The following is a 26,319-nucleotide window of genomic DNA, read 5'->3' as shown; positions in this document are numbered from 1 at the left end:
TGTCGGCCGAGGCCGGGGCGCGTCGCGGCGTGCGGGGCACCCGCCGCTCTGTCATACCGCGAACACGTGGAGTGACCACTCGCTCCGTCGACGGGCCCACCCCGGCGCCTGACGCAACCGCGTCCTGCGCCTGACGCAACCGCGAACCGGCCGGACGCGTGATGATGGATGAGGGGCAGCGACGCGGCAGCGCTCCGCCGGGACGGCCGGACGGTGCCCCGGAAGGGCGGTCGCCATGTCCGTAGCCCGATCGAAGGCACCAGCCCGACCTGAGGCGCCGGCCCGCCCCAAGGCGTCATCCCGCTCGAAAACATCCGTCGCCGCGCTGGTCACCGCGCTCCTCCTGGCCCTCCTCGCGGCCGGATGTACGGGCGGCGGGGACGGCTCGGAGCCCGAGAGCCGGAGCAGCAGCCCGTCGGGGACGGCGACCGATGCGAAAGTGCTCGCCGTGAAGATCGACAACGTGGCGCCGGCCAGGCCGCAGACCGGGCTGGAGCGGGCGGACATCGTCTACGTGGAGCAGGTGGAGGCCGGGCTCAGCCGGCTCCTCGCGGTCTACTCCTCCGACGTTCCGCCGGTCGTCGGCCCGGTCCGCAGCGCCCGGGAGACCGATCTGGAGCTGCTGCGCCAGTTCGACCGGCCGGTGCTCGCCTTCTCGGGGGCCCAGAGCAGGCTCCTGCCGGCCATCGAACGGGCGCCGCTCGACGCCGTACCGCCGTCGGCCGCGCCCCGGGCGTACTTCCGGGGTGCGGAGCGGCCGGCGCCGCACAATCTGTATCTGCGGCCGGAGCGGATCCCGTACACCGCTTCCGGGATCGAGGCCGTGGAGGCGCTGGGGCTGAGGTTCGGCCCGGCGCCGCCCGGCGGGAGCGCCGAGGACAGCCGTACGGTCCGCTTCCCGGCCGCGCGGACCACGTTCACCTGGTCCGCCGAGCGCGAGCGGTGGCTGGTCTCCATGGACGGGTCCCCCGCCCGGACGAGCGAGGGGGAGCCGCTGGGGGCCGCCACGGTGATCGTGCAGGACGTGACCGTACGCCCCTCGGCCTTCGGCGACCGGTCCGGGAACAACACCCCGTTCACCGAGACCGTCGGCTCGGGCACCGCGAGCGTGCTCCGCGACGGCAAGGCGTACGAGGCACGGTGGGCGCGGACCGCCGCGGACGCGGACACCCGGTTCAGCACACCGGACGGCGAGCGGATCGACCTGGCCGAGGGGCCGCTCTGGATCGTGTACGCGGCACGGTGAGGCTCCGGCGGGGGACGCCCGTGCCCTCCCCCGCCGGAGGTGGGACTACTGCCAGACCTTGATGTAGTCGACGCTCAGCTTCTGCGGGAAGCGGGTGGTGCTGTCCGGCGGGCCCGGCCAGTCGCCCCCGACCGCGTTGTTGAGGATCAGGAAGAAGTCGTGGTCGAACACCCAGGGTCCGCGGGTGCGCTCCAGCTCCTCCCGGTCCACCCGGAAGGACACCTGGCCGTCGACCCGGAACGTCATGCCCTTGCTGTTCCAGTCCACGGCGAAGGTGTGGAAGTCGTCGGCGTAGTTCGCGCCCCCGGGCAGGGAATGGGGGCCTCCGTAGCCCGCCGCGCCGTTGTAGGCGGGGGCGTGCAGGGTGGAGTAGGCGGTCTTCGGCTCCTTGCCGACGTGCTCCATGATGTCGATCTCACCGGTGTAGGGCCACGGGCGCCCCTTGTCGAAGTAGTCCGCGCCCAGCATCCAGAACGCGGGCCAGAGCCCCTGCGTGCCGGAGACCTTGATGCGTGCCTCGACCCGGCCGTAGGTGAACTGGAACTTCCCGTAGGTGTTGAGCCGCGCGGAGGTGTACTGGCAGGTGGTGCTGCCGCTCAGCGGGTCACGCGGGCAGGAGGAGCCCGGCGTCGCCTCGCGACGGGCTTCCAGGACGAGGTTGCCGTTGCCGTCCTGGGCGGCGTTCTTGTTGTTCGTGTAGTACTCCAGCTCGTTGTTGGGGCCGGTGCCCGTCTCCGGGACCCACTTGGCCGGGTCGGGTGCGGCGCCGGCGGGGCCGTTGAACTCGTCGCTGAAGACGAGGCGGTCGTACGTGGGGTCGGCGGGCAGCGGCGGTGCCGGTATCGGTGCTCCGCCGGTGCCCCAGACCTGGAACTCCCAGAGTGAGTAGCCGTACTGGCCGCTGCGCTGGGTGGCGTACAGGCGGACGTGCCGGCCGGTACCGGTGACGTTCAGGGTCTCCTTGAAGCCGGTGCCGGTGGTGGTCTGGTGGATCGTCCGCCAGTCGGTTCCGTTGTCGGAGACCTCGATCCGGTAGGCGCGGGCGTAGGCCGGGTCCCACTGGAGGACCACCCGGCGGATCTCGGCGCGGGCGCCGAGATCGACCGCGATCCAGCCGGGGTCGGTCCAGCCGCCTTCGGGGCTGGTGGCCCAGCGGCTCGCGGGGTCGCGGTCGAAGGCCTTGTCCGGGCCGCACTCCCAGCAGGTGCCGTCGTGCTGGGAGGTGGAGGCGGAGCCGGGCTTGCCGTAGGAGAGCAGGACGTCGCCGCCGGGTTCGTTGCCGCCGGTGGCGGAGTAGACCTGGAACTCGTGGAGGGAGTAGCCCCACGGGGTGGCGCGCTGGGTGCCGAGCAGCCGGATGTAGCGGCCGGTGCCCGAGACGGCGAGGGTCTCGACGCCTCCGGTGCCGGTGGTGGTGGAGTGGATCGTCGTCCACTGCTGGCCGTCGGCGGAGAGCTGGATCCGGTAGCCCTTGGCGTACGCGGCCTCCCAGTCGAGCACGACCTGGCCGACCGCTGTGCTCGTACCGAGGTCGATACGGATCCACTGGTCGTCGGTGAACTCGCTGGACCAGCGGGTACCGCGGTTGCCGTCCACGGCGTTGGGAGCGGTGAACGGCCCCTCGGCGCTGGAGGCGGTGGCCGGTTTCCCCTGGGAGACGAGGACGGGGGCGGCGACGGCCCGTTCGGGGGCGAGGGCCACCGAGAGGGTGAACAGGAGGGCCACCGCGGCCATGACGGCCAGGGCGCCTCGAAGCCGTGGTGTTCCACGGGCATTCATGTGAACTCCTTGCTCTGTAGCGGGTTCGGGCCGAGAGAGCGCTCCCCCCGCAGTGGGGAGCGTGGCGGCAGCGGCGCCAACCGTCAAGGGTCTGCGGGGCAGTTGACGCGATCGCCGACAGAACCCCGCCGCCCCGTGCCACCCTGCCCCCCCCCGCCAACTCCCCTTCTGCTTTCAGGAGATGAAACATCAGAGGCCCCTGGGGGCCGATCCCGGCGATCCTGTGCACAACTCTTGACGCGGCCGAAACGCGGGAGAATCATTCGCATACCGAGAGAGCGCTCTCTCCTCTGAGGGAGCCTGTGCCCGCCCCCCGCCTCGACCCTCGCGACCCCCGCGCACATGACACTCAGGAGCTCAGGACATGTCTGCTGCCCTCGTCAGACCCTCGCGGCCCCCGCTGGCCGCACTCCACCGATGGCGCGCCCTAGGCTTCGCGCTGGTGACCGCCCTGGTCGCGGCCCTGCTCGGAGTGGTGCAGGCCGCTCCGGCGCAGGCCGCGCCCGTCCTGCTCTCCCAGGGCAGCCCGGCGACCGCCTCCAGCACCGAAGGCCCCTTCGCCGCCTCCAACGCGGTGGACGGGAACGCCGGAACCCGCTGGTCGAGCGCGTTCTCCGACCCGCAGTGGATACGGATCGACCTCGGCTCCCCGGCGGCCCTCAGCCGGGTCGAGCTCGCCTGGGAGGCCGCGTACGCCAAGAGCTACCGGATCGAGCTCTCCACCAACGGCACCACCTGGACCAACGCCTACAGCACCACCACCGGCCAGGGCGGCAACGAGACGCTCACCGTCTCGGGCGAGGCCCGCTACGTACGCCTCACCGGCACCCAGCGCGCCACCGGATACGGCTACTCCCTCTGGGAGTTCAAGGTCTTCGGTACGCGGGACGGGGGCGGCGGCCCGCAGATTCCCGGCGGCGGCGACCTCGGCCCGAACGTCCATGTCTTCGACCCGTCCACGCCGAACATCCAGGGCAAGGTCGACGAGATCTTCCGGCAGCAGGAGTCCGCGCAGTTCGGCAACGGCCGGCACGCGCTGCTCTTCAAGCCCGGTACGTACAACAACATCAACGCGCAGATCGGGTTCTACACCCAGATCGCCGGTCTCGGCCTCAACCCGAACTCCACCACCTTCAACGGTGATGTGACCGTGGACGCGGGCTGGTTCAACGGGAACGCCACGCAGAACTTCTGGCGCGCGGCGGAGAACCTCACCCTCAACCCGGTCAACGGCACCAACCGCTGGGCGGTCTCCCAGGCCGCGCCCTTCCGCCGGATGCACATCAAGGGCGGGCTCAACCTGGCGCCCGACGGGTACGGCTGGGCCAGCGGCGGCTACATCGCCGACAGCAAGATCGACGGCACCGTCGGCCCGTACTCCCAGCAGCAGTGGTACACCCGCGACAGCTCGGTCGGCGGCTGGACCAACGCGGTCTGGAACATGACCTTCTCCGGTGTCCAGGGCGCGCCCGCGTCCAGCTACCCGAACCCGCCGTACACCACGCTGGACACGACGCCGATCTCGCGCGAGAAGCCGTTCCTCTACCTCGACGGCAACGAGTACAAGGTGTTCGTCCCGGCAAAGCGGGTCAACGCGCGCGGCGTCTCCTGGGAGGGCGGGAACCAGCAGGGTGAGTCCATCCCGCTGAACCGCTTCTACGTCGTCAAGCAGGGCGCCACCGCGGCGACCATCAACGCGGCGCTCGCCCAGGGCCTCAACCTGCTGTTCACGCCCGGCGTCTACCACATCGACCAGACGATCAACGTGAACCGCGCCAACACCGTCGTGCTGGGGCTCGGCCTCGCCACGATCATCCCGGACAACGGCATCACCGCGATGAAGGTCGCCGATGTCGACGGCGTCAAGCTGGCCGGCTTCCTCATCGACGCCGGTCCGGTCAACTCGCCCACGCTGCTGGAGGTCGGCCCGCAGGGCGCCTCCGCCGACCACTCGGTCAACCCCACCACCGTGCAGGACGTGTTCATCCGCATCGGCGGCGCGGGCCCCGGCAAGGCGACCACCAGCCTGGTGGTCAACAGCGACGACGTGATCATCGACCACACCTGGGTGTGGCGCGCGGACCACGGTGAGGGCTGGGGCTGGGAGACCAACCGGGCCGACTACGGCGTCCGCGTCAACGGTGACGACGTGCTGGCGACCGGGCTGTTCGTCGAACACTTCAACAAGTACGACGTGGAGTGGTACGGCGAACGCGGCCGCACGATCTTCTTCCAGAACGAGAAGGCGTACGACGCCCCCAACCAGGCGGCCATCCAGAACGGCAGCACGAAGGGCTACGCGGCCTACCGGGTCGACGACTCGGTGAACCAGCACGAGGGCTGGGGGCTGGGGAGCTACTGCTACTACAACGTCGACCCGACGATCATCCAGGAACACGGCTTCAAGGCCCCGGTCAAGCCGGGCGTGAAGTTCCACAACCTGCTGGTCGTCTCCCTCGGCGGCAACGGGCAGTACCAGCACGTGATCAACAACATCGGCTCCCCGACCTCGGGAACGTCGACGATCCCTTCGACGGTCGTCAACTTCCCCTGATCCTCGCCCGATCACACCGCAGGAGCCTTCCGGCAGACGCGACCGTCCGCCGGAGGGCTCCTTGCCTGTGGGCTCAGCTACGGAGCCGGTGCTCGATGAGGACGATGGCGTCGTCCACGTACCGTTCGAAGTACGCGTCGCTGGTGAGCGCGGGAAGTCCGGCGGCGGCGCGGGCGTGGGGCACGTCCAGGTCGGGGTGGGCGGCGAGCCAGGGCGCGGGCACGGGCTGCTGCATCAGCGCCCGGACGGTCTCGTCGCTGCGGTCGTAGCGGTAGTCGATCAGCAGCGTGAACGCGAAGACGTCCTGGAGGAAGCGGCCACGGATGTGCACCGCGTCCTCCAGCCCGAGCCCGATCGCACAGAGGAACGCCAGCATCTCCTCGGTGTGCAGGAGCCGGGCCGGGTGGATCTCGGCCGGGGTGACCTGCTCGTCCAGGGAGATCAGGGTCGCGCGGGGCACGGCGCGGTACTGCTCGCGAGCCGCGCGGTAGATCCGGCGGACCGTGGAGCGCCAGTCGTCGACGTCGTACACATGGCGGGGCAGCCGCTCCATCATCAGTCGGGCGGTGAGGTCGACGACTTCCTGCCGGTCCTTGACGCAGTTGTACAACGCTCTTGGCGTGACGGCGAGTTCCTCGGCGAGCCGCCGCATGGTCAGAGCGCCGAACCCCTCCTCGCCGGCGACCCGGAGCGCGGCCCTCGCGATCCGGTCCCGGTCGAGCGGAGGCCGCTCGGCTGCGGGCGGGCGGCCGCGGCGGGGCCGGGGGCCGGGTGACGTCATGGCGGGTCGGCTTCCGGTCTGGGGGGGGCGGGGCGCAGCCGATTCTAGGGGGTGTGGCGGCGGGCCCGCCCCCGGAGGTTCCGGAGGCGGGCCCGGGTCGGCGGGCGGCCGGTGAGTACGCGGACCGCCGCCGGGGAGAGAGTGGCTCAGCAGCGGTCCGCGCTGACGGAACCCCAGCTCAGGGCCACCGCGCCGCCGGGCCGGTATCCGGTGTCGATCGGCTTGTCGCTGTCACATATGGTCCACTGCCGGTTGTAGGTGCCGACGCGCACGGTCAGGACCGTGGCTCCGTTGCTCAGCGTGGTGTCACGCAAGGTGCCGACGACTCGGACGCGCCCGTCGGACTCGGTGCACTTCTTGAGAGTGCCGGTGACGGCGGTGTGCACGGCGGTCACGGTGCAGGTGGCCGCCCGGGGCTCCGCGGCGACGGCGGTGCCGGCGCCGGTGATGGCGGCGGTGCCGAGCAGCAGGCACGTGGCACCGGCCAGGGCGGTGGTCCGAGGAAGTCTCATGGGATTCTCCGATTCGATGGGGGCAAGTCGCCACTCACCCGCGGATCATGGACATCGCCACCGCGAGTAGCCGGACAGTAATCCGCGCCCGAGCCCGCGACCACCGGACCGTCGGCTCTCGGCCGAGAGCCCTCGAACACCGGGAACAGACAAAGAGGATCTTGCGGATTTCCAGCAAGGCGCAAAGTGTGCACATCTCCAGAAAAGGGTCACCACCGTCAACACCCACGAAAAGCGGAATGACCGATACCCCCCTTATGTGAATCTCAGATTCCGCTCAAGTTTCCGCAGGTCAGAGGCGTAGCACCCGGCAGCTCGACACGAGCGCCAACGCTCGGAAGCGCCAGTCGGCCGACGCGTGACCGAATTAATTACACACAGCGTTGATTTAATGCGCCCCGGCTGTCAAGGTGAGGCAACCCTTACTCCACAGACGAGGCAGAGTCGATGACACCGCCCGAACACAGCCATGCCCTCACGCAATCACCCACCCTCCGCTCGGTCATCACCGAGCACCGCCGGGGCCTGGTCGTCTCGGCCCTGCTGTCCGTTCTGGCGGCCGCCTGTTCCATGGCCCCCTACGTCGCCGTGTACCTGACCGCGGCCGAGCTGTTCACCCCGGGCCCGGAGGGCGTGGGCCAGGGCCGGATCGGGTGGATCGCCGCCTTCACCGCACTCGCCGTCATCCTGCGCTCGGTCCTGGCCGGGGCCTCCTCGCACCTCGCGCATGTGACCGCGTACAGGATCCTGGCCCGGCTGCGGCTCGCGCTCGCAGACCGGCTCCAGCGCATCCCGCTCGGCCGGGTGCAGCGGCGCTCGTCCGGCGAGATGAAGAAGCTGCTGCACGACGACGTCGAGCAGTTGGAGGAGGCCCTCGCCCATGGCGTACCGGATCTCGCGGCGGCCGCGGCCGTACCGCTGGCCACCACCGCGCTGCTGATGGCCGTCGACTGGCGGCTCGGCCTGGTGGCGCTCGTGGCGCTGGTGCTGCTGCTGGCCGTGTCCGCCACCGGCATGGCGCTGGCGAACAAGAACAACGCGGCCCTCGCGGCCCACACATCGGTGCTCAACACGGCGATCCTCACCTACCTCCAGGGCATCAAGGTCATCCGGGGCTATCTGCGCCACGATTCGGGCTACGACCAGGCCCGTGCGGCGGTCATCGAGGGCGCCGAGCTGAACGACCGCACGCTGCACAGCCCGGTGCGCTGGCTGGTGGGGGTGATGACCGTCGCGACCGGTTTCGCCGTGGCGCTGCTGGTGCCGGTCGCCGGGCACGGGTTCGTCGATGGCCGGACGGGGCTGGACACCCTCGCCCTCTTCCTGGTGGTGGCGCTGGGCTATCTGACGCCGGTCATCGGGTTGGTCGGGGTCCTCGCGACCGTACTGGTACGGATCCAGTTCTCCGCGACGGCGGTACGGGAGATGCTCGCCGAGGAGGAACTGCCCCTGCCCGCACGGCCGCAGGTGCCCGACCGCTTCGATGTCGCCCTAAAGGAGGTCGAGTTCGCGTACGAGGCCGGGCGCGCGGTGCTGCACGGGGTCGCCCTGGAGGTCCCCGACGGCACCACGTGCGCGCTCGTCGGGGCCACCGGCTCCGGCAAGACCACCATCGCCCGGCTGATCGCCCGCTTCTGGGAGACCGGCGGCGGGCGGGTGACCATCGGCGGGGTCGACGTACGGGACATCGAACCGGCCCTGCTCGCCCGGCTGGTGGCCTTCGTGCAGCAGGACGAGTACGTCTTCGCCACCACGCTGCTGGAGAACATCCGCATCGCCCGCCCCGGTGCCACCGATGCCGAGGTGATCGCCGCCGCCGAGGCCGCCCAGCTCGGCGAACTCGTGGCCGGGCTCCCGGACGGCTGGGCCACCGCGCTCGGTGCCGGGGGCGGCAACCTCTCCGGCGGCCAGCGGCAGCGGATCTCCGTCGCCCGCGCCCTGCTCAAGGACGCGCCCGTCGTCATCCTCGACGAGGCGACCGCTTCCCTGGACGCGCTCACCGAACGCCGCACGCTCCAGGCCGTCCGGGCGCTCACCCGGGGCCGTACGGTCATCGCCATCGCCCACCGTCTGGACACCGTCCGCTCCGCCGACCGCATCGCCGTCGTCGAGGACGGGCGCATCCGGGCGACCGGCAGCCACGACGAGCTGCTGGCCGCCGACCTCGGGTACCAGGAGCTGTGGAACGCCTACCGCGAGGCGACGGGCTGGCATCTGAGCGGCGAGGGGGCGGGCGGCCCGGTCGCGGTCTCACCTCCCCCGCCCGCCCCGGCCCAGAACGCCGACGGCTGGGCCCGGGCGGCGCGCGAGGTGGTCCGGCCCGGCGTCGGTGAGCTGGGGTTCCTCGCCCAGTGGCGCGCGCTGCTCGGCCGGGGGCGGCGCGACCTGCTGCTCCGTGGCCTCCCCCGGCTCCTGCTGGAGGGCACGGTCCGCTCGGTCCCGCTCGCGGCGGTGTTCCTGCTGCTGGACGCGGCGATCCGCCGGCAGAGCGGCGGCCCGGACCTGACGCACGGCTACGTCTGGGGCGTCACCGGCTTCCTCGCCGCCGGGCTGGTCCTGCGGCTGATCGCCGTCGACCGGACCAACACGGTCGTCTGGTCGATCGCCACCCGGGCCAAGGCCGATCTCCAGCTCTCCGTCGTCGAACGGCTGCGCCGGGTCCCGCTCGGCTTCTTCTCCCGGGTCGACAACGGCAGGATCTCCACCCTCGTCACCAACGACACCGTCATGATCGACTTCCAGAACCTGCCGCAGATGCTCACCGGAGCCTTTCTCCAGCCGGTGTACGTCTCGGTCGCGCTGCTGGTGATCGACTGGCGCCTCGCGCTCGCCGCCCTGGTGGGGATGCCGGCCTTCTTCCTGCTCACCGCCTGGAGCGACCGGATCTACCACCGGGTCTTCGCCGATGTCCACCGCACCCGGGCGGAGACCTCCCTGATCCTCATCGAGCAGGCCCGCGGCGCCGCCGCCCTGCGCGCCCACCCCGACTCGGCGCTCGCGGGCCGCTACCGGGACGCGGTGGAGCGGCTGCGCGCGGCGAGCGTACGGATGTCGGTGCGGGCCGCCCCGGTGACCGCGCTCGCCGCGATCGCCGTCGAACTCGGCCTGGTGGTCCTGATCGTGGTGGGCGCCGCGCTGTACGCCGCCGGGTCGGTCTCGGCGACCGTCCTGCTGATGTTCCTGCTGCTGTCGCTGGTCCTCTACCAGCCGGTGCAGGAGCTGACCGCGCTGGCCGGGTACCGGCGCAACCAGGAGCAGATCGCCCGCAAGATCGGTGAGGTGTGGGACGCCCCCGTCCTCACCGAACCCGCCCGCCCAGCCGAGCCGGCCGACGCCGAACTCCGCTTCGAAAAGGTCCGGTTCACCTATACGGGCGCGGAGAGCGACCTCGTACTGGACGGAGTGGACTTCAGCTGCCGGCCGGGCACGATCACCGCGCTCGTCGGGGCCTCCGGCTCGGGCAAGACCACGGTGGCCAACCTCGCCGCCCGGCTCTGGGACGTGGACTCCGGCGCGGTCCGCATCGGCGGCGCCGACCTGCGGGAGCTCGGCAGCGACCGGGTGATGGGGCTGGTCACCACCGTCCACCAGGACGTATACCTCTTCGACGGCACCGTCCGCTTCAACGTGACGCTCGGCCGGCCGGAGGCGGGCGACGACGAGGTGTGGGCGGCGCTGGCGGCGGCCCAGTGCGACGACGTGGTCCGGGCGCTTCCCGGCGGCCTCGATCACCATCTGGCCGACGGGGGCTCGGGGCTCTCCGGCGGGCAGCGCCAACGGCTCTCCATAGCAAGGGCGTTGCTCAAGGACTCGCCGGTCCTCATCCTCGACGAGGCGGTCGCCGCCGTCGACCCGCAGACCGAGGCCAGGATCCAGGAGGCGCTGGCCCGGCTGGTGGCGGGGCGGACGACGGTCGTCATCGCCCACCGCCTGGACACGGTCCGCGAGGTGGACCGGATCGTGGTGCTCGCGGACGGCTCGGTGGAAGCGGCCGGAACCCATGAGGAGTTGCGCGCCACCAGCCCGACGTACCGCGCGCTGCTGGCAGCCCACAGCGCCGAGGAGATTCCCTCGATATCATCGCGGCATGGACTCCGGGCGGAAACAACGCCTGCGCCCGAGGAACTGCGGTGAAGGAGGGAAATGCTCCCCGAAACGGTTCTCCGAACGGACGACGTGGCACCGGACATCAGATTCGACGTATGGCGGGAGGCCATGGCGGCCACGATGTCCCCGATGCATATCAGCAGCCAGCACTCTTCCGACTTCTGGGGTCATACACGGCTGTTGACCTTGGACGACGTTCTGCTATGGCCGGTGGCCATGCAGGCATCACGCTATCGCCGGACAACCGAACTGGCCCGCCGGGGCGATCCCGAGCTCTACCACATCACTCTCGTACTGCCGGGAAGCGGCCGGCTCCGGGTGGACCACAGCGACCGGAGACACCTCTCCACGGTCAAAGACCTTTACATACTGGACAGTTCACAGCCGTGCGACGTCGAGGTCGAAGAGAATGAACTGGCCGTGGGGATCGGTGTCGAAATCCCCCGGAGCAACTTTCCGTCAACGGCCGAAAAGGGCATCGGGCGGATACTCGGCCATCGGATCTCGGGACAGGAGGGATTCGGATCGGTCCTCTCCCCTTTCCTGTCGCATCTCATCTCCCGGAACTCCGCGCATCAGCCGTCCGACATACCCCGGCTCAAGCAGATTCTGCTGGATCTCGTCACCGCACCAGCAGCTCGCGAACTGGACGCGGAGGCCTCTCTCTACGGAGACGAGACGAAGAAGCACCTTCCTCCTCATCCGTTCCTACATCCAGCGGAACTGTCACGATCCGGCGCTGACCCCGCGAAATGTCGCCGCCGCGCAATTCATTTCCCCGCGCCAGCTGCACCGGTCGCCGACCCTGCCGCCCGCAGCCGGACGTGACCCGATTCCGGCGTAGCAGCCCCTGTTGGGACGATGGCGCTACGGGTCAACAGGCTGGCGCCGATGGTCAAGGACGGCTCGCCGCCGGTCGGCCAGAGTGGTCGTGGGCCCCGGGAGAACCGCACGACGACCGGGTCGCCCACAGGGGGCAGGGGGAATCGCCCTGTGCTCGACACCTATCGCCTTTGCCATTCGGCACGCCGGCCGTCCGGGCTGCCGCGTCACGACCCGGAAGGGAACAGCATGCGATCGAACGTCTTGCTCAAGACGCTCGTCAGTGTCACCACCGCCGTCGGGATCGCCGCCGGGGGGATGGCGGTCGCGGGCACGGCCGCCGCGGCACCCGCGCCGGCCGGGAAGAGCTCGGTGAGCGCCGAGGTCACCCCGTTCGCGGTGGTCAACCTGGGTCTGAGCACCACGCAGGCCCGGAACGTGCAGTGCCTCCTCAAGAGCGCCTGGGGCTACACCGGAGCACTCGACGGACAGCTGGGCACCAACAGCTGGAAGGCGATGCAGCGGCGCCTGGCGTGGAACCAGGGCTGCACCGGCGCCATCGACGGGACCGTCGGGCCCGGTACGATCTCGGCGCTCCAGCGTCTGCTCAGGGGCTGGCAGTACACCGGTGCGATCGACGGAGTCGCCGGCCCCGCTACCCAGGCCGCCTTCAAGAGGTACGCCAACGGCCAGGCCCCGTACTGCTGACGCCGACGACCGCCCTGTAGCGCGGAGCGAATCCGCCCGCGCCCACCGTCGAGCGGCGAGCCCTCACCGGCTCGCCGCTCGACCGCGCTTCGGCCGGGGCTACGGCTGCACCACGATCTTGCGCCCCACCCCCGCCTTGAACTGGTCGATCGCCTGCGGGTACTGCTCCAGCGGCAGCCGGTCGCTGATGAAGACGGCCGGGTCCAGCACCCCGCTCGCGAAGAGCGCGGCGGCCCGCTCGTAGCTGTGCAGGACCGCCATCGAGCCGGTGATGGTGATCTCCTGGTTGTAGATCCGGTACGGCTCGATGACCGCCGTGGTGGCGTAGTCGGCCACGCCGAACTGGAGGAAGGTGCCCCCCTTGGCGACCCGGCCGAGGCCGTCCTGGATGGCACCCGCGTTGCCGGTGGCGTCGATGACGACGTCCCAGCCGCCGGGCCGGTCGAGCTCCTCGGCGCGGGCGGCCGCTCCCGTGCAGCCGAGGAGCTTCGCGGTCTCCAGGCGCTGCGCGTTGATGTCCAGGACTTCCACCGAGGCGGCGCCCGTGCGCTTGGCCAGCTCCAGCATCATCAGGCCCATCGTCCCGGAGCCGTAGATGAGGACCTCGGCCCCGAGGTTGCCCTTCAGGACGTCGTAGCCGCGGACCGCGCAGGAGAGCGGTTCGATCAGGGCCGCGTCGGTGACGTCGACGTGTTCGGGCAGCTTGACGCAGTTGGCGACCGGGGCGACGGCGAACTCGGCCGCTCCGCCGGGGACGGTGACGCCGATCGCGGCCCAGTTGTCGCAGAGGTTGCCGCGGCCGGAACGGCAGTAGCGGCACTCGTGGCAGTGCAGCGAGGGGTCGACGGCCACCCTGTCGCCGACGGCCAGTTCGGTGACGTCGGTGCCGACGGCGACGATCTCGCCGGCGAACTCGTGGCCGGGGACGATCGGCAGGGTGGGGGCGAACTCCCCCTGGAGGATGTGCAGATCGGTGCCGCAGAGCCCGCAGGACGCCACCTTCACGACCACGTCACGCCGGCCGGGCGTGGGGTCGTCGACCGTGGTGACGAACACCTTGCCGGGGGCTTCGACGATGGCTGCCCTCATTTGACTGCTCCCAGAGAAAGGCCCTGGACGAGTTTGTCCTGGGCGGCGTAGCCGGCGATGAGCACCGGCAGGGACACGACCACGGACGCCGCGCACAGCTGGGCGAGGAAGAGCCCCTGGCTGGTGACGAAGGTAGTCAGGTGGACGGGCGCCGTCCCGGCGACCACGCCGGTCAGCACCCGGGCGAACAACAGCTCGTTCCAGCTGAAGATGAAGCAGATCAGGGCCGTGGCGGCGATGCCGGGGGCGGCCACGGGGGCGACGACCCGGCCCAGCACGGTGGGCAGTTTCGCCCCGTCGACCTGGGCCGCCTCGATGATGGAGACGGGGACGTCGGCGAGGAAGGACTGCATCATCCACACCGCGATCGGCAGGTTCATCGAGGTGTAGAGCAGGACGAGCAGCCAGATGTTGTCCAGGAGCCCGGTGTTCTTGGCGAACAGGTAGATGGGCAGCAGACCGGCGACCACCGGCAGCATCTTGGTGGAGAGGAAGAAGAACATCACGTCGGTCCACTTGCGCACCCGACGGATGGAGAGCGCGTACGCGGCGGGCAGCGCCAGCAGGAGCACCAGGAGGGTGGAGAACAGCGACGCCGTGAGGGAGTTGACCAACGGGGGCCAGGGGGTCGGGCCGCCTCCGCCGCCGAAGAAGGTGCGGTAGCCGTCGAGCGTCAACGCGGCCGCCAGGGACGGCGGGTTGGTCGCCGCGTCGGCCTCCGAGTGGAAGGAGGTCAGCACCATCCACAGGGCGGGCAGGCAGAAGACGATGCCCACGGCCCAGGCGGTCAGGCCGAGGACGGTGGAGCGCCGGCGGGCGCGGGCCGTCGGCGCGGTGGCCTTGGATGTGGCGCGGGTGCGGTGCGGTGCTGCGGTCGAGGCGCTCATGCGCGGCTCGCCTCCTCACGGAAGAGGGAGGAGACCACCCGGAGCGCGAAGGTCGCGATGATCACGGTGCCGATCACCACGACCACGCCCACGGCGGACGCCAGTCCGTACTCATGGGCCCGGTAGAAGGTCTCGTAGACGGTGTACGGGAGGTTGGCGGTGCCGAGGCCGCCCGCGGTGATGGTGAACACGGCGTCGAAGTTCTGCACGATGTACACCGAGCCCAGCAGGACGCCGAGTTCGAGGTAGCGGCGCAGGTGGGGCAGGGTCAGGAAGCGGAACATCTGCCAGGGTCCGGCGCCGTCGAGGCGGGCGGCCTCCATCATCTCGGCGGGGCGGCTCTGCAGCCCGGCCAGCAGGATCAGCATCATGAAGGGGGTCCACTGCCAGACCAGGGCCGCGGCGACGGCCATCAGCGGCATCTCGGAGGTCCACTCCGGCTGGGCGATGGACTCGATGCCGAAGAGGTTCCCGAACCAGGTCAGCACGCCGTTGAAGAGCCCGTACTCGGGGTTGTAGAGCGCGTGTTTCCAGAGCAGCGCCGCCGAGACCGGCACGATCAGGAACGGGGTGATGAGCAGGGTGCGGACGAAGCCCCGGCCGAAGAAGGTGCGGTCCAGGAGCAGGGCGAAGGCGAGGCCGAGGACGACGCTGACGATCACGACCGTCGCGGTGAGCAGGACGGTGGTGAGGACCGATTCGCGCAGGGCGGGGTCGGTGAAGACGGAGCCGTAGTTGGCGAATCCGGTGAAGTGGCGCTGGTCCGGCTTGAGCGAGTTCCAGTCGAAGAAGGAGATCACCAGGGTTGCGACGAAGGGCAGTTGGGTGACCACGATCAGGAAGACGAGGGCGGGGAGCAGGGGCGCCCGGGTCGCCCAGGCGCGGGCTCTGCTGCCGGTGGGGCGCTTGCCGGGCGGGGCCGGCCGGGGTGGGGTCGGCCGTACGGCGGTGGTCGTGGTCATCGGTACTCCTCCGCGACCTTCTCGGCCAGCTTCTGGGAGGTGGCGAGTGCGGCGTCCACCGACTGGCGGCCCGCGATGGCGGCGCTGATCTCCTGCGCGACCTTGGTGCCCAGGTCGGTGAACTCCGGTACGCCGACGAACTGGATGCCCGCCGTGGGGCGCGGCTGGGTGCCGGGGTTGTTGGGGTCGGCCTCGGAGATGGCCTGCTGGGTGACGTCGGCGAACGCCCCCGCTTCCTTGCGGTAGTCGGGGTGGGCGTAGGTCGAAGCGCGTTTGCCCGCCGGGACGTTGGACCAGCCGCTGGTGGCGCCGACGAGTTCTTCGTACTCCTTGCCGGAGGCCCAGGAGATGAACTTCCAGGCGTCGTCGGCCTTCTTGGAAGCGTTCTGCATGCCCCAGGCCCAGGTGTAGAGCCAGCCGGAGCTCTTGGTCTGCTCGACGGGGGCCGGTACGTAGCCGATCTTGCCCTTCACCGGGGAGTTCTTGGCCTCCAGCGAACCGGCGCCGGCGGTGGCGTCGTACCACATGGCGGTCTTGCCCTGGGTCATGTTGTTGAGGCATTCGGCGTACCCGGACTGCGGGGCGCCGAGCTCTCCGTGCTGGCGCACCAGGTCGACGTAGAACTTCGTCGCCTTCTTGAACTCCGCTGAGTTCAGCTGCGGTTGCCAGTCCTCGGTGAACCAGGTGCCGCCCATGGTGTTGACGACGGTGGTGAGCGGGGCGATGACCTCGCCCCAGCCGGGCAGACCGCGCAGGCAGATGCCCTTCATCCCGCGCTGCGATCCGTCGGTCTTCGCGGCGAGTTCGGCGACCTCCTTCCAGGTCGGCTTGGCGGGCATGGTGAGCCCTTCCTTCTCGAAGACGTCCTTGCGGTACATCAGGAAGGAGGACTCGCCGTAGAAGGGCTGGGCGTAGAGCTTGCCGTCCTTGTGGGTCAGCGACTCGCGCAGCGGCGGGAGGATGTCCTGCTGGTCGAAGCCCGGGTCGGCGTCGACGTATTCGTCCAGCGGGCGCAGCCAGCCGTTCTCGGCGAAGAACGGCAGCTCGAAGTTGGAGATGGTGGCGATGTCGTACTGACCGGCCTGGTTGGAGTAGTCCTGGCTGATCTTGTCGCGGACGTCGTTCTCGGGCAGCACCGTGAAGTGGACGGTGATGCCGGTCTCCTTGGTGAAATGCTCCTCGGTCAGCTTCTGCAGTTCGACCATCTGCGGGTTGTTCACCATCAGGACGTTGAGGGCGTCACCTCCCCCGAAGGAGGTCCCGCCGGCCCCGGCGCAGCCGGTGGCGAGGAGGGCGAGTGCCGCGGCCGTGGCCGCCGTGCGCGGGAGGCGGCGGCGTGGTCCGTGTCGTCGGCGGGGGTGAGGGCGCATGGGGACTCCTGATCAGTCGTAGCGGCTCGGTGATCGGGTCGTACGGGGATGGCGCGGGCAGGGCGAACCGCGCCCCGACGGGGGGCGGGGCGCGGTGGTCTCAGGGGTGGTGCGGCCGGTCGACGGGACCGGGGGCGGCCGGTCAGACGCGGATGACCTGGGGGCCCATGAGGGAGTAGCGCTGGGCCTCGGCCGAGGAGAGCCCCGCGTCGGTGACGATCGCCTCGAAGTCGCCGACACCGGCGAACCGGCAGAAGCTCACCGCGCCGAACTTGGAGTGGATCCCGGCGAAGATCCGGCGCCGGGAGCTGCGCATCGCCTGGGCCTTGACCTCGCTGACGGCCGGGTCGGGGGTGGTGAGGCCGTACTCGCGGGAGATGCCGTTGGCGCCGACGTACGCCAGGTCGATGACGAAGCCGGCGAGCATCTTGGAGGCCCAGTGGTCGACGGTGGCCATCGTGGAGCCGCGCACCCGGCCGCCGAGCAGCAGGACGGAGATCTTCTCGGCGTCCGCGAGGACGGTGGCGACGGCCAGGGACGCCGTGACCACGGTCAGCGGACGGTCCCGGGGGAACGCCTCGGCGACGAGCTGGGGGGTGAAGCCCTCGTCGACGAAGACGGTCTCGGCGTCCCCGAGCAGATCGGCGGCGGCGGCCGCGATCCGCGACTTCTGCGGGACGTTGCGGGTGGTGCGGACCGCGAGCGTGGTCTCGTAGCCCGCCGACTCCACGGGGTAGGCGCCGCCGTGGGTCCGGCGGAGGAGACCGTGCTCCTCCAGTACGTGCAGATCGCGGCGGACGGTCTCCTTGGCCACCTTGAACACCACCGCCAGGGCGTTCACCTCGACCGATCCGTCCCGTCGGGCGGTGTCGAGAATTCCCCTGCGGCGTTCGTCGGTGTCCACGACACACATCCCTGGCTCTTGCGGTGGCGCTGTTCAGGCGGGCGACCCGGTCCGTTCGGGCCCATGTGACGTTTTTACAAGCAGGGTCACCCGCTCGACCAGGCTCTTCGCGGGATTCCCTCTGCCCGTTCCTGCCCGTTTCCCCCGGTGGACCGCCGCTGGTCACACCCGTACCACCGGGCTTTCCGGGCGCTCCCGGGGTCCGCTCCGCCGGGTGACGCGCCCGATCAGTGCCCGATCTCGCGGAACGGTGCCCGTTCTCCCGGGGAGCGTCAGGAGACGGGCTCCTCCTCCAGGCCTTCGAGGCTGTCCATGAAGGAGCTGACCGAGAACACCGCGCGGCCGGGTCCGGCGGGGCCGTAGCCGGGCGGGGAGTTGAGGCCGAATTCCTCCAGCGTCGCCCGGTAGGCCTGGAGCAGGCGGATGTGGTACTCCAGCGGCGCGCCCAGCGGGTTGGCCTTGCCGAGCGGGGTGGTCGGCTCGGGGCACCACGTGGTGAAGCGCGGCACGACCCCGTTCGACATGAAGAACCGCAGGCCCTCGGTGGTCGAGTCGATGGCCTCGCTCACCTTGGTGAAGCCGAAGGGCTCGGCCATCTCGATGCCGGCGACGAAGTTGGGGATGACGTTGCGCGGCCCGAACACCTCGGCGGACTCCAGGATCCGGCGGTGCCACTCGTCACGGCCGACGTACCGCTCCTTGCCGGGGCAGTGCAGCTGGAACAGCCGGCGGTCCCACACCTCGAAGTTGGGGTGGTAGATGCGGATGCCGTAGTCGTGGAAGCGCTGCACGTCCTCGCGGGGCAGCGCCTGGGCCACCACCTTGCCGGTCCAGCGGCCGGGGAAGCGCTCCTCGATGGCCTTGGCGTAGTGCCCGTAGAAGTCGGCCTCGTCGCGGCCGGCGACCTGGGAGGTGATCGAGCCGCCGGTGAGGGTGTAGGCGCGGGAGACGCCGGCGGTGTCGTACCGGTCGATGATCTCCAGGGCCTCCAGCACCTCCTCGACCGGCTTGACCCCGGTGTACGGGCGGCCGGCCGCCTTGTGCTGGCGCCAGTTGTGGTTGATGTCGCAGAACTGGCACTCCTCCTTGGCGCCGAAGTACTGGCACACCCGGAAGACCGTCAGATAGATGAGGTAGCCCCACTGGATGGTGGGGGCGACCTCCATCACCGACTTGCCGTTGGACAGCTGGTGGCGGTAGTACTCCGGCATCGGCGGCAGCCCGACGTCCGCGATCCGCGCCCCGTCGAGGTAGAGGCCGAGCGTGCCGTCCTCGCCGCCGCGCACGGCGTACGGGGAGTCGGGGTTGACGCGCACCGACACGACGGTGCGGCGCAGCCCGTAGGGGCCGCCGGTGAGGACGACCTCCTCCGGCGGCCGGTTGAGCGCGGCGGCGCCGAGCTCGGGCAGCGTGCGGTGGTCGAAGGAGAAGATGAAGTACGACTTCGGCTTCACCTCACCGGTGGCGCCGCCGATGGAGCCGCTGAGCGCGGACTCGTCGAAGGCCATGCCGCCGCGCAGCAGGTCCTCCTTGATGACGGCTTCCCGGGGTACCTCGGGGAAACGCCCCATCAGGTCCTCGACCAGTGCCGTACGACTGCTGCTCGGCATGTACGCGAACCTCCGTAGTCACCCCACCGCAACGGCGCGCGCACGGGTGGGCAGGTCTTGTCCAGTCAGGCTGGCAAGCCTACGCCAACGCCTTCCGCCACCCGCACTGACCAGCGGAGAACGGATCCAGGGGGCCCTTCGGCGCCGCCCCTGGGACAATGCGGGGAGAACGGGGCCGCCGGGGCCCCACCCCGACGGAGGCCCTGGCCGAACGCCCGACGAGCCGACCACCGGGGGCCGCACATGTCCGGCACACCGACCGCCGCAGCCGGAGCCCCGATCCGGGTCTTCCTGCTGGACGACCACGAAGTCGTACGCCGGGGGCTGCACGACCTGCTGGGGGCCGAGCCGGGGCTGGAGGTCGTCGGGGAGGCGTCCACGGCCGAGCAGGCACTGGCCCGCGGCCCCGCGCTCCGGCCCGATGTGGCGGTGCTCGACGTCCGGTTGCCCGACGGGGACGGCATCACGGTCTGCCGGGAGCTGCGCTCGCGGATGCCGGAGCTGGCCTGTCTGATGCTGACGTCCTTCGACGACGAGGACGCCCTGCTGGACGCGATCATGGCCGGTGCGGCCGGATACGTGCTCAAGCAGATCAACGGGTCGGACCTGGTGTCGGCCGTACGGACCGTGGCGACGGGCCAGTCGATGCTGGACCCGGCGACCACGGCCCGGCTCATGCGAACCCTGCGCGCCCCCGAGCCGTCCGGTCCCGTGGAGGACGAGCGGCTTTCGGTCCTGTCCGAGCGGGAGCGGTCCGTGCTCGACCTCATCGGCGAGGGACTGACCAACCGGCAGATCGCCGGGCGGCTCTACCTCTCCGAGAAGACCGTGAAGAACCACATCTCCCGGCTGCTCGGGAAGCTCGGGGTGGAGCGGCGGGTCCAGGCGGCCGTCATCGCGACGGAGGTACGGGAGCACGGGCAGCAGGAGGGGTGAGACGGGCGCCCGGGTGTCCGGGCGGGGTGGAACGCGGTCCCCGGCGCCCGGCCCGGGCTGCGGCAGAGGTCGCGGTCACCCAGGCATCCCGTACGCCCCTCCCCCGCGCCCCGTCGGCAGCGGGACCCGCCACTCCAGTACGGTGCCGCCGCGCGGGGCCGGGCCCCGCTCGACGGACAGGGTGCCGCCCAGCCGCTCGGCCCGTTCGGTCAGGTTCCGCAGGCCGCTGCCGCGGGCACCCTCCGGGAGGCCGGTGCCGTCGTCGGTCGCGGTCACCGTCAGCACACCGCCCTCGGCGACGACCGACACCTCCACCGCCCGCGCCCCCGCGTGTCGGGCGATGTTGCTCAGGGCCTCCACGATCACCGCGATCACCTGGTCCGCCATGTCCTGGGGCACGTCCGTGTCGATCAGCCCCTCCATCCGCAGCGCCGGAGTGAACCCGAGGGCGGGCACGGCGGTGTCCACCGCCTGGACGACCCGGGTCCGGAGCCCCGGGGCGTCTCCGGTCGGCCCGTGCTCGCGGAGCCCGAAGATGGTGGAGCGGATGATCTTGATGGTGGTGTCGAGGTCGTCGACGGCACGGCCGAGCCGCTCGGCCGCTTCCGGGTGCTCGACGAAGCGGCGGGCGCTCTGCAGGGTCATCCCGGTGGCGAACAGCCGCTGGATCGCGAGGTCGTGCAGGTCACGGGCGATCCGGTCCCGGTCCTCCAGGAGGCTCACCTGCTCGGCGGCACGGCGGCGCTCGGCCAGTTCGAGCGCCAGCGCGGCCTGTCCGGCGAAGCCCGGCAGCGAGGCGATCTCCGGTCCGGCGAACGGCGGACCGCCCTGGAGCCGGGCGAGGATGAGCACCCCGCTCAGCTTCTCCTTGGTCCCCACGACGACGGCCACCGCGGGACCGAATCCGTCCCAGCGCTCCGGCCGTACGGTGATCCGGGGATCGTTCCCCACATCGGGGACGGTGATGAGGGCGTCGGCGGCGAGCGTGGCCCCGGCGAGGGTGCCGCGGGTGGTCGGCAGCACCAGGCCGCGGTGGGCCCCGGCGCTCTCCCCGTGGGCGATCGAGCCGCTCAGTTCGCCGTCCGGCTCCACCAGGTGGAAGACGCCCAGGTCGGCGCCGGCGATGTCCACGGCCCGGGCCAGCATTCCCTCCAGCACCTCCGACTCCGCCGAGCCGGAGAGCAGCGCGCTGGTGAAGTCGGAGCTAGCGGCGAGCCACCGCTCCCGCTGCCGCCCCTCCTCGTAGAGGCGGGCGTTCTCGATGGCGATGCCCGCCGCGACCGCCAGGGTGGAGACGACGGCCTCGTCCTCCGCGTCGAAGTCGGTGCCGCCGCGCTTCTCGGTGAGGTAGAGGTTGCCGAACACCTCCTCGCGGACCCTGATGGGCACGCCGAGGAAGGTGTGCATCGGCGGGTGGTGGGGCGGGAAGCCGTACGAGGTCGGGTGGGCCGAGAGCTCGGCCAGCCGCAGGGGCTCCGGGTGCCGGATCAGCTCGCCGAGGAGCCCGTGGCCGGAGGGGAGGCCGCCGATCTGTTCCCGTACCTCGTCGCTGATGCCGATGGGCAGGAACTCGGCGAGCTTCTGGTCGTCGCCGATCACACCCAGCGCCCCGTACTCGGCGTCGACGAGCACGACCGCCGCCTCGATGATCCCCCGGAGCACCTGGGGCAGGGCGAGCTCCTTTCCCACGGACATGACGGCCTCCAGCAGGCCGTTGAGCCGGTCGCGGGTGCCCCGGGCCTCGTCGATGCGGCCCTGGAGCTCATCGAGCAGCTCGTCGAGTCTCAAGCGCGGGAGCCTGGCCCGTGGGGCCTCGCGGTCGTCCCCGCCCATGGATACCTCCGACGGCGTCGAGGGGCGGACCGCTCGCGTCCGCATGCTCCCAACGTAGCCGCCGCACCGCGCCGCCTCATGTCGAGCCGTGCGTGGTCACCGCGAGCGGGGACGGAGAGGGCCCCGTTCGGACCGTGGGCAGGGCCGTTCGGCCCCTGCTGCGCCGGGCGTGCCGGGCGGGAAGCTGGAGCCGAGGGAGCACCGGAGAGGAAGCCATGCCAACCACCGACCATCTCGTGGAGACCGTGACCTCGCTGGTCGAGGACGCCGTCACCGCACCGTCCATGCACAACGCCCAGCCCTGGAGGTTCGTCCATCGCGCGGGCACCAGGGTCCTCGCCCTGTACGGCGACCCGTCGCGCGCGCTGCCGGCCGGTGACCCGGACGGGCGCGGGCTGCACCTGGGGTGCGGGGCCGCCCTGTTCAATCTGCGGGTGTCCGCCGCCCACCGCGGGTGGGACACCGCGATCGAGCTGCTCCCCGACCCCCGAGACCCCTGGCATCTGGCCGATGTCGTGCTCCAGGAGCCCGGTCCGGCGGAGCCGGGACCGGGACCGGCGGACCTCTACCCCGCCGTGCGGCAGCGGCACACCAGCCGCTTCCCCTTCTCCGACGAGCGGATCCCGGCGGAGATCGTCGACGGGCTCCGCGGTGCCGCCCTTCTGGAGGGGTGCCGGCTGATCGTGCCGGGGTCCTGGCACTCGGACGCGGTCCTGGACCTGGTGCGCGACGCCGCTCTCTTCGAGTCGGCCGACGCAGCGCTGCGCGAGGAGATCGCCTCCTGGACGCATACGGGCAGGCCCGGGGAGGGGCCGGCCACCGAGGGCATCCCGTCGTACGCCCTCGGCCCCCGGCAGTACGGGGTGAGCGCCCCCGCCCGGGACTTCGACGCACCGCGCGACCTGCCCGGCCGGGCCGTCGCCGCCTTCGAGACGCGTCCGCAGATCGCGCTCCTGGGCACCATGGACGACTCCCCGGCCGACTGGCTGCGAGCGGGGCAGGCCATGGAGCGCGTACTCCTGCAGGCCACCCTCGACGGGCTGTCGACCTCGCTGATGTCGCAGCCCCTCGAATGGCCCGAGCTCCGCGCGCTGACCCGCGAGCCCGGCTCCCTGACCGGCTTCGTCCACATGGTGTTCCGGTTCGGCTACGGCCCCCGGGGAGTGGCCACGCCGCGACGGCCGGTCGGTGAGGTGCTGAGCGTCGTGGAATGAGGTCGTGGGCCGTGGAGTGCTGAGCGTCGTGGGGTGAGACAGCCCTGCGGTCAGCTTCCGTCGTCCGTCGCCGCGTAGCCGGGCGGGACGATCTGGACGGGGCAGTGCCCGTGGTGCAGCAGCGCGTGGGTCACCCGGCCCAGCGCGGAACCGCCCCCGATCAGCCGGTGCCTGGCGCCCATGACCAGCAGGTCCGTGATGGACGTGGCCTCGACCAGGATGCCGGGCACGCTGGTCCCGGTCTCGACGTCGTGGGTGACGGTGAGGCCGGGGTAGCTCTTGCGTATCCGGTCGGCCATGGCGGCCGTCTCGTGCACCTTCTCCTCGGTGATCTCCCCGACGCTGTCGAGCATGGTGGTGAACCGGCCGACGTACGTCAGCACGTTGCTGACGCTCAGCAGCCGCAGCGACGCGTTGCGGACGTGCGCCTCGGCGGCGGCGATCAGCAGCCAGTCGAGGTCGGACGTGCCGTGCACGGCCGCCGTGACCACCCCGGTGGCCGCCCGGTCGGGCTCGCCCCGTACGACGATCACCGGCACCTCGGTGCGTGCGGCCACGCCCAGTCCGACGGAGCCGAGCGTCAGTGAGGCGAAGCCGCCGAGCCCCCTGCTGCCCACCACGATCGTGCCCCGGTCGTCGGCCGCCGCGTGCAGTGAGGCCACCGCGTCGCCACGGCTGAGCTCCTTCGTGACGGTCAGGTCCGGGTACTTCTCCCGTACGGCGTCGACGGTCTCGGCCAGCACGTCGCTCGCCGCGCCCCAGAGGGCCTGGAGGGTCTCGGCCGACGTGAGAACGGAACGCCCCTCGATGTCGGCGGCGTGGACGATCGTGAGCGGCTGCCCACGGAGGTCCGCCTCGGCGGCGGCCCAGAGGGCGGCTGCCCGGGCCGGCGGGGACGCGTCGACTCCGACGACGACGGCGCCGAGTTCCGCGGGGTCGGGAAGGTCGCTGGTCATGGCTCCTCCTCAGGGGTGGCCCGGGGCTCGGGACGGCCGGGCGCTCCGGGTGGCCCGAGGGCCCAGGTTCGCCCGGGACTACTCCTCCACCGTCGCACCGCGGCGCCGCCCCCGTGCATGGGTCCTTCGGCCCCGATCCGGCCCTCTCGGCCCCTCGCCCGGCGGGCTCCGCCGCGGGGAGGCTGGACGCAGGGTTCCGCACCCGGAGCCCCGCGTACCGAGGAGGCCCTGGCCATGACCCCCCACGTCACCGTCGGAATGGACGAGTCCCCCGAGAGCCTGGCGGCCGCGCTGTGGGCCGCTGAGGAGGCCTCCCTGCTCGACGTCCCGCTCCACCTGATCCATGTGGAGGAGTGGCCGGTCACCGCAGAGGTGCCGGTGCTCTCCGCCGAATCACTGGTCGAGCGGTACGAGACCCTGCTGCGCGCGACCGCCGACCGGGTGAGGGACGTCCGGCCGGGCCTCGATGTGACCACCGAGATGGCGCGCGGCCGTGCGCCCGCCGAACTGACCGCCGCCGCGAACGAGGCCGAGGTGACCGTGCTGGGGTCGCGCGGGCTCGGCGGTGTCGTCGGCTTCCTGATCGGCTCGGTGTCGCTCGCCGTCGTCGGCCGGGCGCGTCGGCCGGTGGTGCTCGTACGGTCGGGTTCGGCCTCGTCCGGGGCGGGCTCGGGCGACGCCGGCTCGGGCATCGTCCTGGGCGTCGACATCGAGCAGCCCTGCGACCCGCTGCTCGCCTTCGCCTTCGGTGAGGCCGCGCGCAGGGACGAGGAGCTGCGGATCGTCCACAGCTGGTCCCCGTCCCCGGCCTACGGGTACACCGCCATCCTGGACCCGGGCGTCGGCAGCGGTCTCGGCCGGAAGGCCACCGAGGGGCTGGCCGAGATGGTGCGGCCCTGGCGGTCCAAGTTCCCGGCCGTCCGGGTGACGGAGCAGGCGGTGGTCGGGCCCGCGGCGGCCGCGCTCGTCGACGCGTCCCGGAGCGCCGGTCTGCTGGTCGTGGGGCGGCGCAGCCGGCGCTCCCCGGTGGGCCCGCATCTCGGCCATGTCGCACACGCCGTGATCCACCACAGCCCGGCCCCGGTCGCCGTCGTCCCCTTCGAGTGACCCGCGCCCGCCGTCCCGTCCGTCGCAGCCGCCCCGCCCCGCCCGGTGTCACCGGGTTCAGCCCGCGTCCCCCGGGGCGTCGTCCACGATGATCCTGCGCCCGGTGATCCGGCGGGGCACCAGGACCATGACGTGCTCACGCCCCTCCCCCGCCCAGGGGGCCGAGTACGCCGTCTCCCTGAGCCGGCGCGCCTCGTCCTCGTCCTCCACGACGCGGACGGTTCCGACCAGCAGGACGCTCCAGCCCTTGCTGAAGGCGTCGTCGATGTGGTCGGTCTCGAACGCGATCCGCGTGCCGGCCGCTCCGGCGAGCGGGGAGGTCTCTCCCGTGCCGAACATGACCTCGCCGTCCACCACCTGGTAGTTCACCGGCAGGACGACCGGCCCGTCGCCGTCGTTCAGCGCCACCCGCCCCACCCCGTGGTCACCGAGCAGGGCCCGGCATTCGGTCTCGTCGAGTTCGGCCATCCGGGCACCCCGGGCCGCCCGGCCGAGCCCGCCCGGCAGGTCCACGGTCCCGCCGGTGAGCTCCTGGACCGTCGTCTCCAGGGCGTCGGCGAGCCGGAGCAGAAAGCCTATGCCGGGCGTCGCGGACTGCTCCTCCACGTACTGGATGTAGCCGGGTGCGGCACCCGCCCTCAGGGCCACGTCCTGCCGGGACAGGTCGAGCTGGAGGCGACGCGCCGCGACGCGTCGGCCGATGTCGCCTCTCGCCGTGTGCGGTGGTCGGTCCATCGTGAGGCCCTTCTGCTCGTGGGGGCGGGGCTCCGCACGCCCACGCTAGCGAGAGCCGGTACGGCTCGCAGCGCGGAACGTCCCTGGGCCGGAGGGCCCCTGGAGCGGAGAGGATCTCCGGGTTAGGCTCGCCTTACTCGGAGCGAACCCCCTCCCCTCCCACCAGGAGACGTTCATGCGCCTGCTCATCCGGCTCCCGGCCCACGG

20 protein-coding genes are annotated in these 26,319 nt (G+C 71.5%); 8 read left to right on the top strand and 12 right to left on the bottom strand.

Annotated elements, in window-relative coordinates; all coding sequences use genetic code 11:
• The first annotated feature begins 235 nt into the window (after positions 1–235).
• The gene (locus R2B67_RS34685; protein ID WP_317824531.1) at positions 236–1,246 is read left to right on the top strand and encodes a DUF3048 domain-containing protein; all 1,011 of its coding nucleotides are present in this window, start codon (positions 236–238) and stop codon (positions 1,244–1,246) included.
• Between the two features lie 45 nt (positions 1,247–1,291).
• Here the strand turns inward: R2B67_RS34685 and R2B67_RS34680 are convergent, their stop codons facing one another.
• The gene (locus R2B67_RS34680; protein WP_317824530.1) at positions 1,292–3,025 is read right to left on the bottom strand and encodes a discoidin domain-containing protein; all 1,734 of its coding nucleotides are present in this window, start codon (positions 3,023–3,025) and stop codon (positions 1,292–1,294) included.
• Between the two features lie 364 nt (positions 3,026–3,389).
• Between R2B67_RS34680 and R2B67_RS34675 the strand changes: the two genes are divergently transcribed.
• On the top strand, positions 3,390–5,579 hold the full coding sequence (locus tag R2B67_RS34675) for a pectate lyase-like domain-containing protein (RefSeq protein WP_317824529.1): 2,190 nt from the start codon (positions 3,390–3,392) through the stop codon (positions 5,577–5,579).
• A 73-nt stretch (positions 5,580–5,652) separates the two neighbouring features.
• Here the strand turns inward: R2B67_RS34675 and R2B67_RS34670 are convergent, their stop codons facing one another.
• The gene (locus R2B67_RS34670; protein ID WP_109981417.1) at positions 5,653–6,360 is read right to left on the bottom strand and encodes a TetR/AcrR family transcriptional regulator; all 708 of its coding nucleotides are present in this window, start codon (positions 6,358–6,360) and stop codon (positions 5,653–5,655) included.
• A gap of 146 nt (positions 6,361–6,506) precedes the next feature.
• A complete protein-coding gene (locus R2B67_RS34665) occupies positions 6,507–6,872 on the bottom strand; it encodes a hypothetical protein (protein WP_018515003.1) in 366 nt (121 codons plus the stop codon).
• A gap of 447 nt (positions 6,873–7,319) precedes the next feature.
• Between R2B67_RS34665 and R2B67_RS34660 the strand changes: the two genes are divergently transcribed.
• The 3 genes from R2B67_RS34660 (at position 7,320) to R2B67_RS34650 (ending at position 12,509) form a co-directional block, all read left to right on the top strand.
• On the top strand, positions 7,320–11,006 hold the full coding sequence (locus tag R2B67_RS34660) for an ABC transporter ATP-binding protein (protein WP_317824528.1): 3,687 nt from the start codon (positions 7,320–7,322) through the stop codon (positions 11,004–11,006).
• A gap of 9 nt (positions 11,007–11,015) precedes the next feature.
• Positions 11,016–11,807: an AraC-like ligand-binding domain-containing protein gene (locus R2B67_RS34655; protein ID WP_317824527.1), complete on the top strand. Its 792-nt coding sequence runs from the start codon at positions 11,016–11,018 to the stop codon at positions 11,805–11,807.
• Between the two features lie 243 nt (positions 11,808–12,050).
• Complete coding sequence (locus R2B67_RS34650) at positions 12,051–12,509, top strand: peptidoglycan-binding domain-containing protein (protein WP_317824526.1); 459 nt, start codon at positions 12,051–12,053, stop codon at positions 12,507–12,509.
• Positions 12,510–12,608: 99 nt separating this feature from the next.
• Here R2B67_RS34650 and R2B67_RS34645 read toward each other — a convergent pair whose 3' ends face one another.
• The 6 genes from R2B67_RS34645 to R2B67_RS34620 form a co-directional block, all read right to left on the bottom strand.
• Positions 12,609–13,598: a zinc-dependent alcohol dehydrogenase family protein gene (locus R2B67_RS34645; RefSeq protein WP_317824525.1), complete on the bottom strand. Its 990-nt coding sequence runs from the start codon at positions 13,596–13,598 to the stop codon at positions 12,609–12,611.
• Positions 13,595–14,485, bottom strand: coding sequence for a carbohydrate ABC transporter permease (locus R2B67_RS34640; protein ID WP_317824524.1), 891 nt, complete (start codon positions 14,483–14,485; stop codon positions 13,595–13,597). Before R2B67_RS34640 ends, R2B67_RS34645 begins: the two co-directional genes overlap by 4 nt.
• Positions 14,482–15,447 (bottom strand): carbohydrate ABC transporter permease, encoded by a 966-nt coding sequence (locus tag R2B67_RS34635; protein WP_030566280.1) that lies wholly within the window; start codon positions 15,445–15,447, stop codon positions 14,482–14,484. Before R2B67_RS34635 ends, R2B67_RS34640 begins: the two co-directional genes overlap by 4 nt.
• Positions 15,444–16,817 carry an ABC transporter substrate-binding protein gene (locus R2B67_RS34630; RefSeq protein ID WP_317824523.1) on the bottom strand — a complete coding sequence of 458 codons (1,374 nt, stop codon included), beginning with the start codon at positions 16,815–16,817 and terminating at the stop codon, positions 15,444–15,446. The genes R2B67_RS34635 and R2B67_RS34630 overlap by 4 nt, the downstream gene beginning before the upstream one ends.
• Positions 16,818–16,959: 142 nt before the next feature.
• Positions 16,960–17,721, bottom strand: coding sequence for a DeoR/GlpR family DNA-binding transcription regulator (locus R2B67_RS34625; protein WP_030566284.1), 762 nt, complete (start codon positions 17,719–17,721; stop codon positions 16,960–16,962).
• A gap of 272 nt (positions 17,722–17,993) precedes the next feature.
• On the bottom strand, positions 17,994–19,331 hold the full coding sequence (locus R2B67_RS34620; protein ID WP_317824521.1) for a radical SAM protein: 1,338 nt from the start codon (positions 19,329–19,331) through the stop codon (positions 17,994–17,996).
• Between the two features lie 243 nt (positions 19,332–19,574).
• Here R2B67_RS34620 and R2B67_RS34615 point away from each other — a divergent pair, with 243 nt between their 5' ends.
• Complete coding sequence (locus R2B67_RS34615) at positions 19,575–20,267, top strand: response regulator (RefSeq protein WP_317824519.1); 693 nt, start codon at positions 19,575–19,577, stop codon at positions 20,265–20,267.
• A 75-nt stretch (positions 20,268–20,342) separates the two neighbouring features.
• Here the strand turns inward: R2B67_RS34615 and R2B67_RS34610 are convergent, their stop codons facing one another.
• Entirely contained in the window at positions 20,343–22,100 is a 1,758-nt protein-coding gene (locus tag R2B67_RS34610) for a sensor histidine kinase (protein WP_317825043.1), read from the bottom strand.
• 215 nt (positions 22,101–22,315) lie between these two features.
• Here R2B67_RS34610 and R2B67_RS34605 point away from each other — a divergent pair, with 215 nt between their 5' ends.
• Positions 22,316–23,314: an Acg family FMN-binding oxidoreductase gene (locus tag R2B67_RS34605; RefSeq protein ID WP_317824517.1), complete on the top strand. Its 999-nt coding sequence runs from the start codon at positions 22,316–22,318 to the stop codon at positions 23,312–23,314.
• Between the two features lie 50 nt (positions 23,315–23,364).
• On the opposite strand, the gene R2B67_RS34600 is transcribed toward R2B67_RS34605, so the two are convergent.
• Positions 23,365–24,270 carry a universal stress protein gene (locus R2B67_RS34600; RefSeq protein WP_317824515.1) on the bottom strand — a complete coding sequence of 302 codons (906 nt, stop codon included), beginning with the start codon at positions 24,268–24,270 and terminating at the stop codon, positions 23,365–23,367.
• 234 nt (positions 24,271–24,504) lie between these two features.
• Between R2B67_RS34600 and R2B67_RS34595 the strand changes: the two genes are divergently transcribed.
• The gene (locus tag R2B67_RS34595; RefSeq protein ID WP_317824513.1) at positions 24,505–25,377 is read left to right on the top strand and encodes a universal stress protein; all 873 of its coding nucleotides are present in this window, start codon (positions 24,505–24,507) and stop codon (positions 25,375–25,377) included.
• 57 nt (positions 25,378–25,434) lie between these two features.
• On the opposite strand, the gene R2B67_RS34590 is transcribed toward R2B67_RS34595, so the two are convergent.
• The gene (locus R2B67_RS34590) at positions 25,435–26,112 is read right to left on the bottom strand and encodes a helix-turn-helix domain-containing protein (RefSeq protein ID WP_317824511.1); all 678 of its coding nucleotides are present in this window, start codon (positions 26,110–26,112) and stop codon (positions 25,435–25,437) included.
• Positions 26,113–26,319: the final 207 nt, after the last annotated feature.

The sequence above is a fragment of the Streptomyces cyaneofuscatus genome (assembly GCF_033109485.1).
GTDB lineage: Bacteria > Actinomycetota > Actinomycetes > Streptomycetales > Streptomycetaceae > Streptomyces > Streptomyces cyaneofuscatus.
The sequence above is the reverse complement of the archived record's forward strand: the minus strand, read 5'-3'. Positions and strand labels throughout refer to the sequence as shown.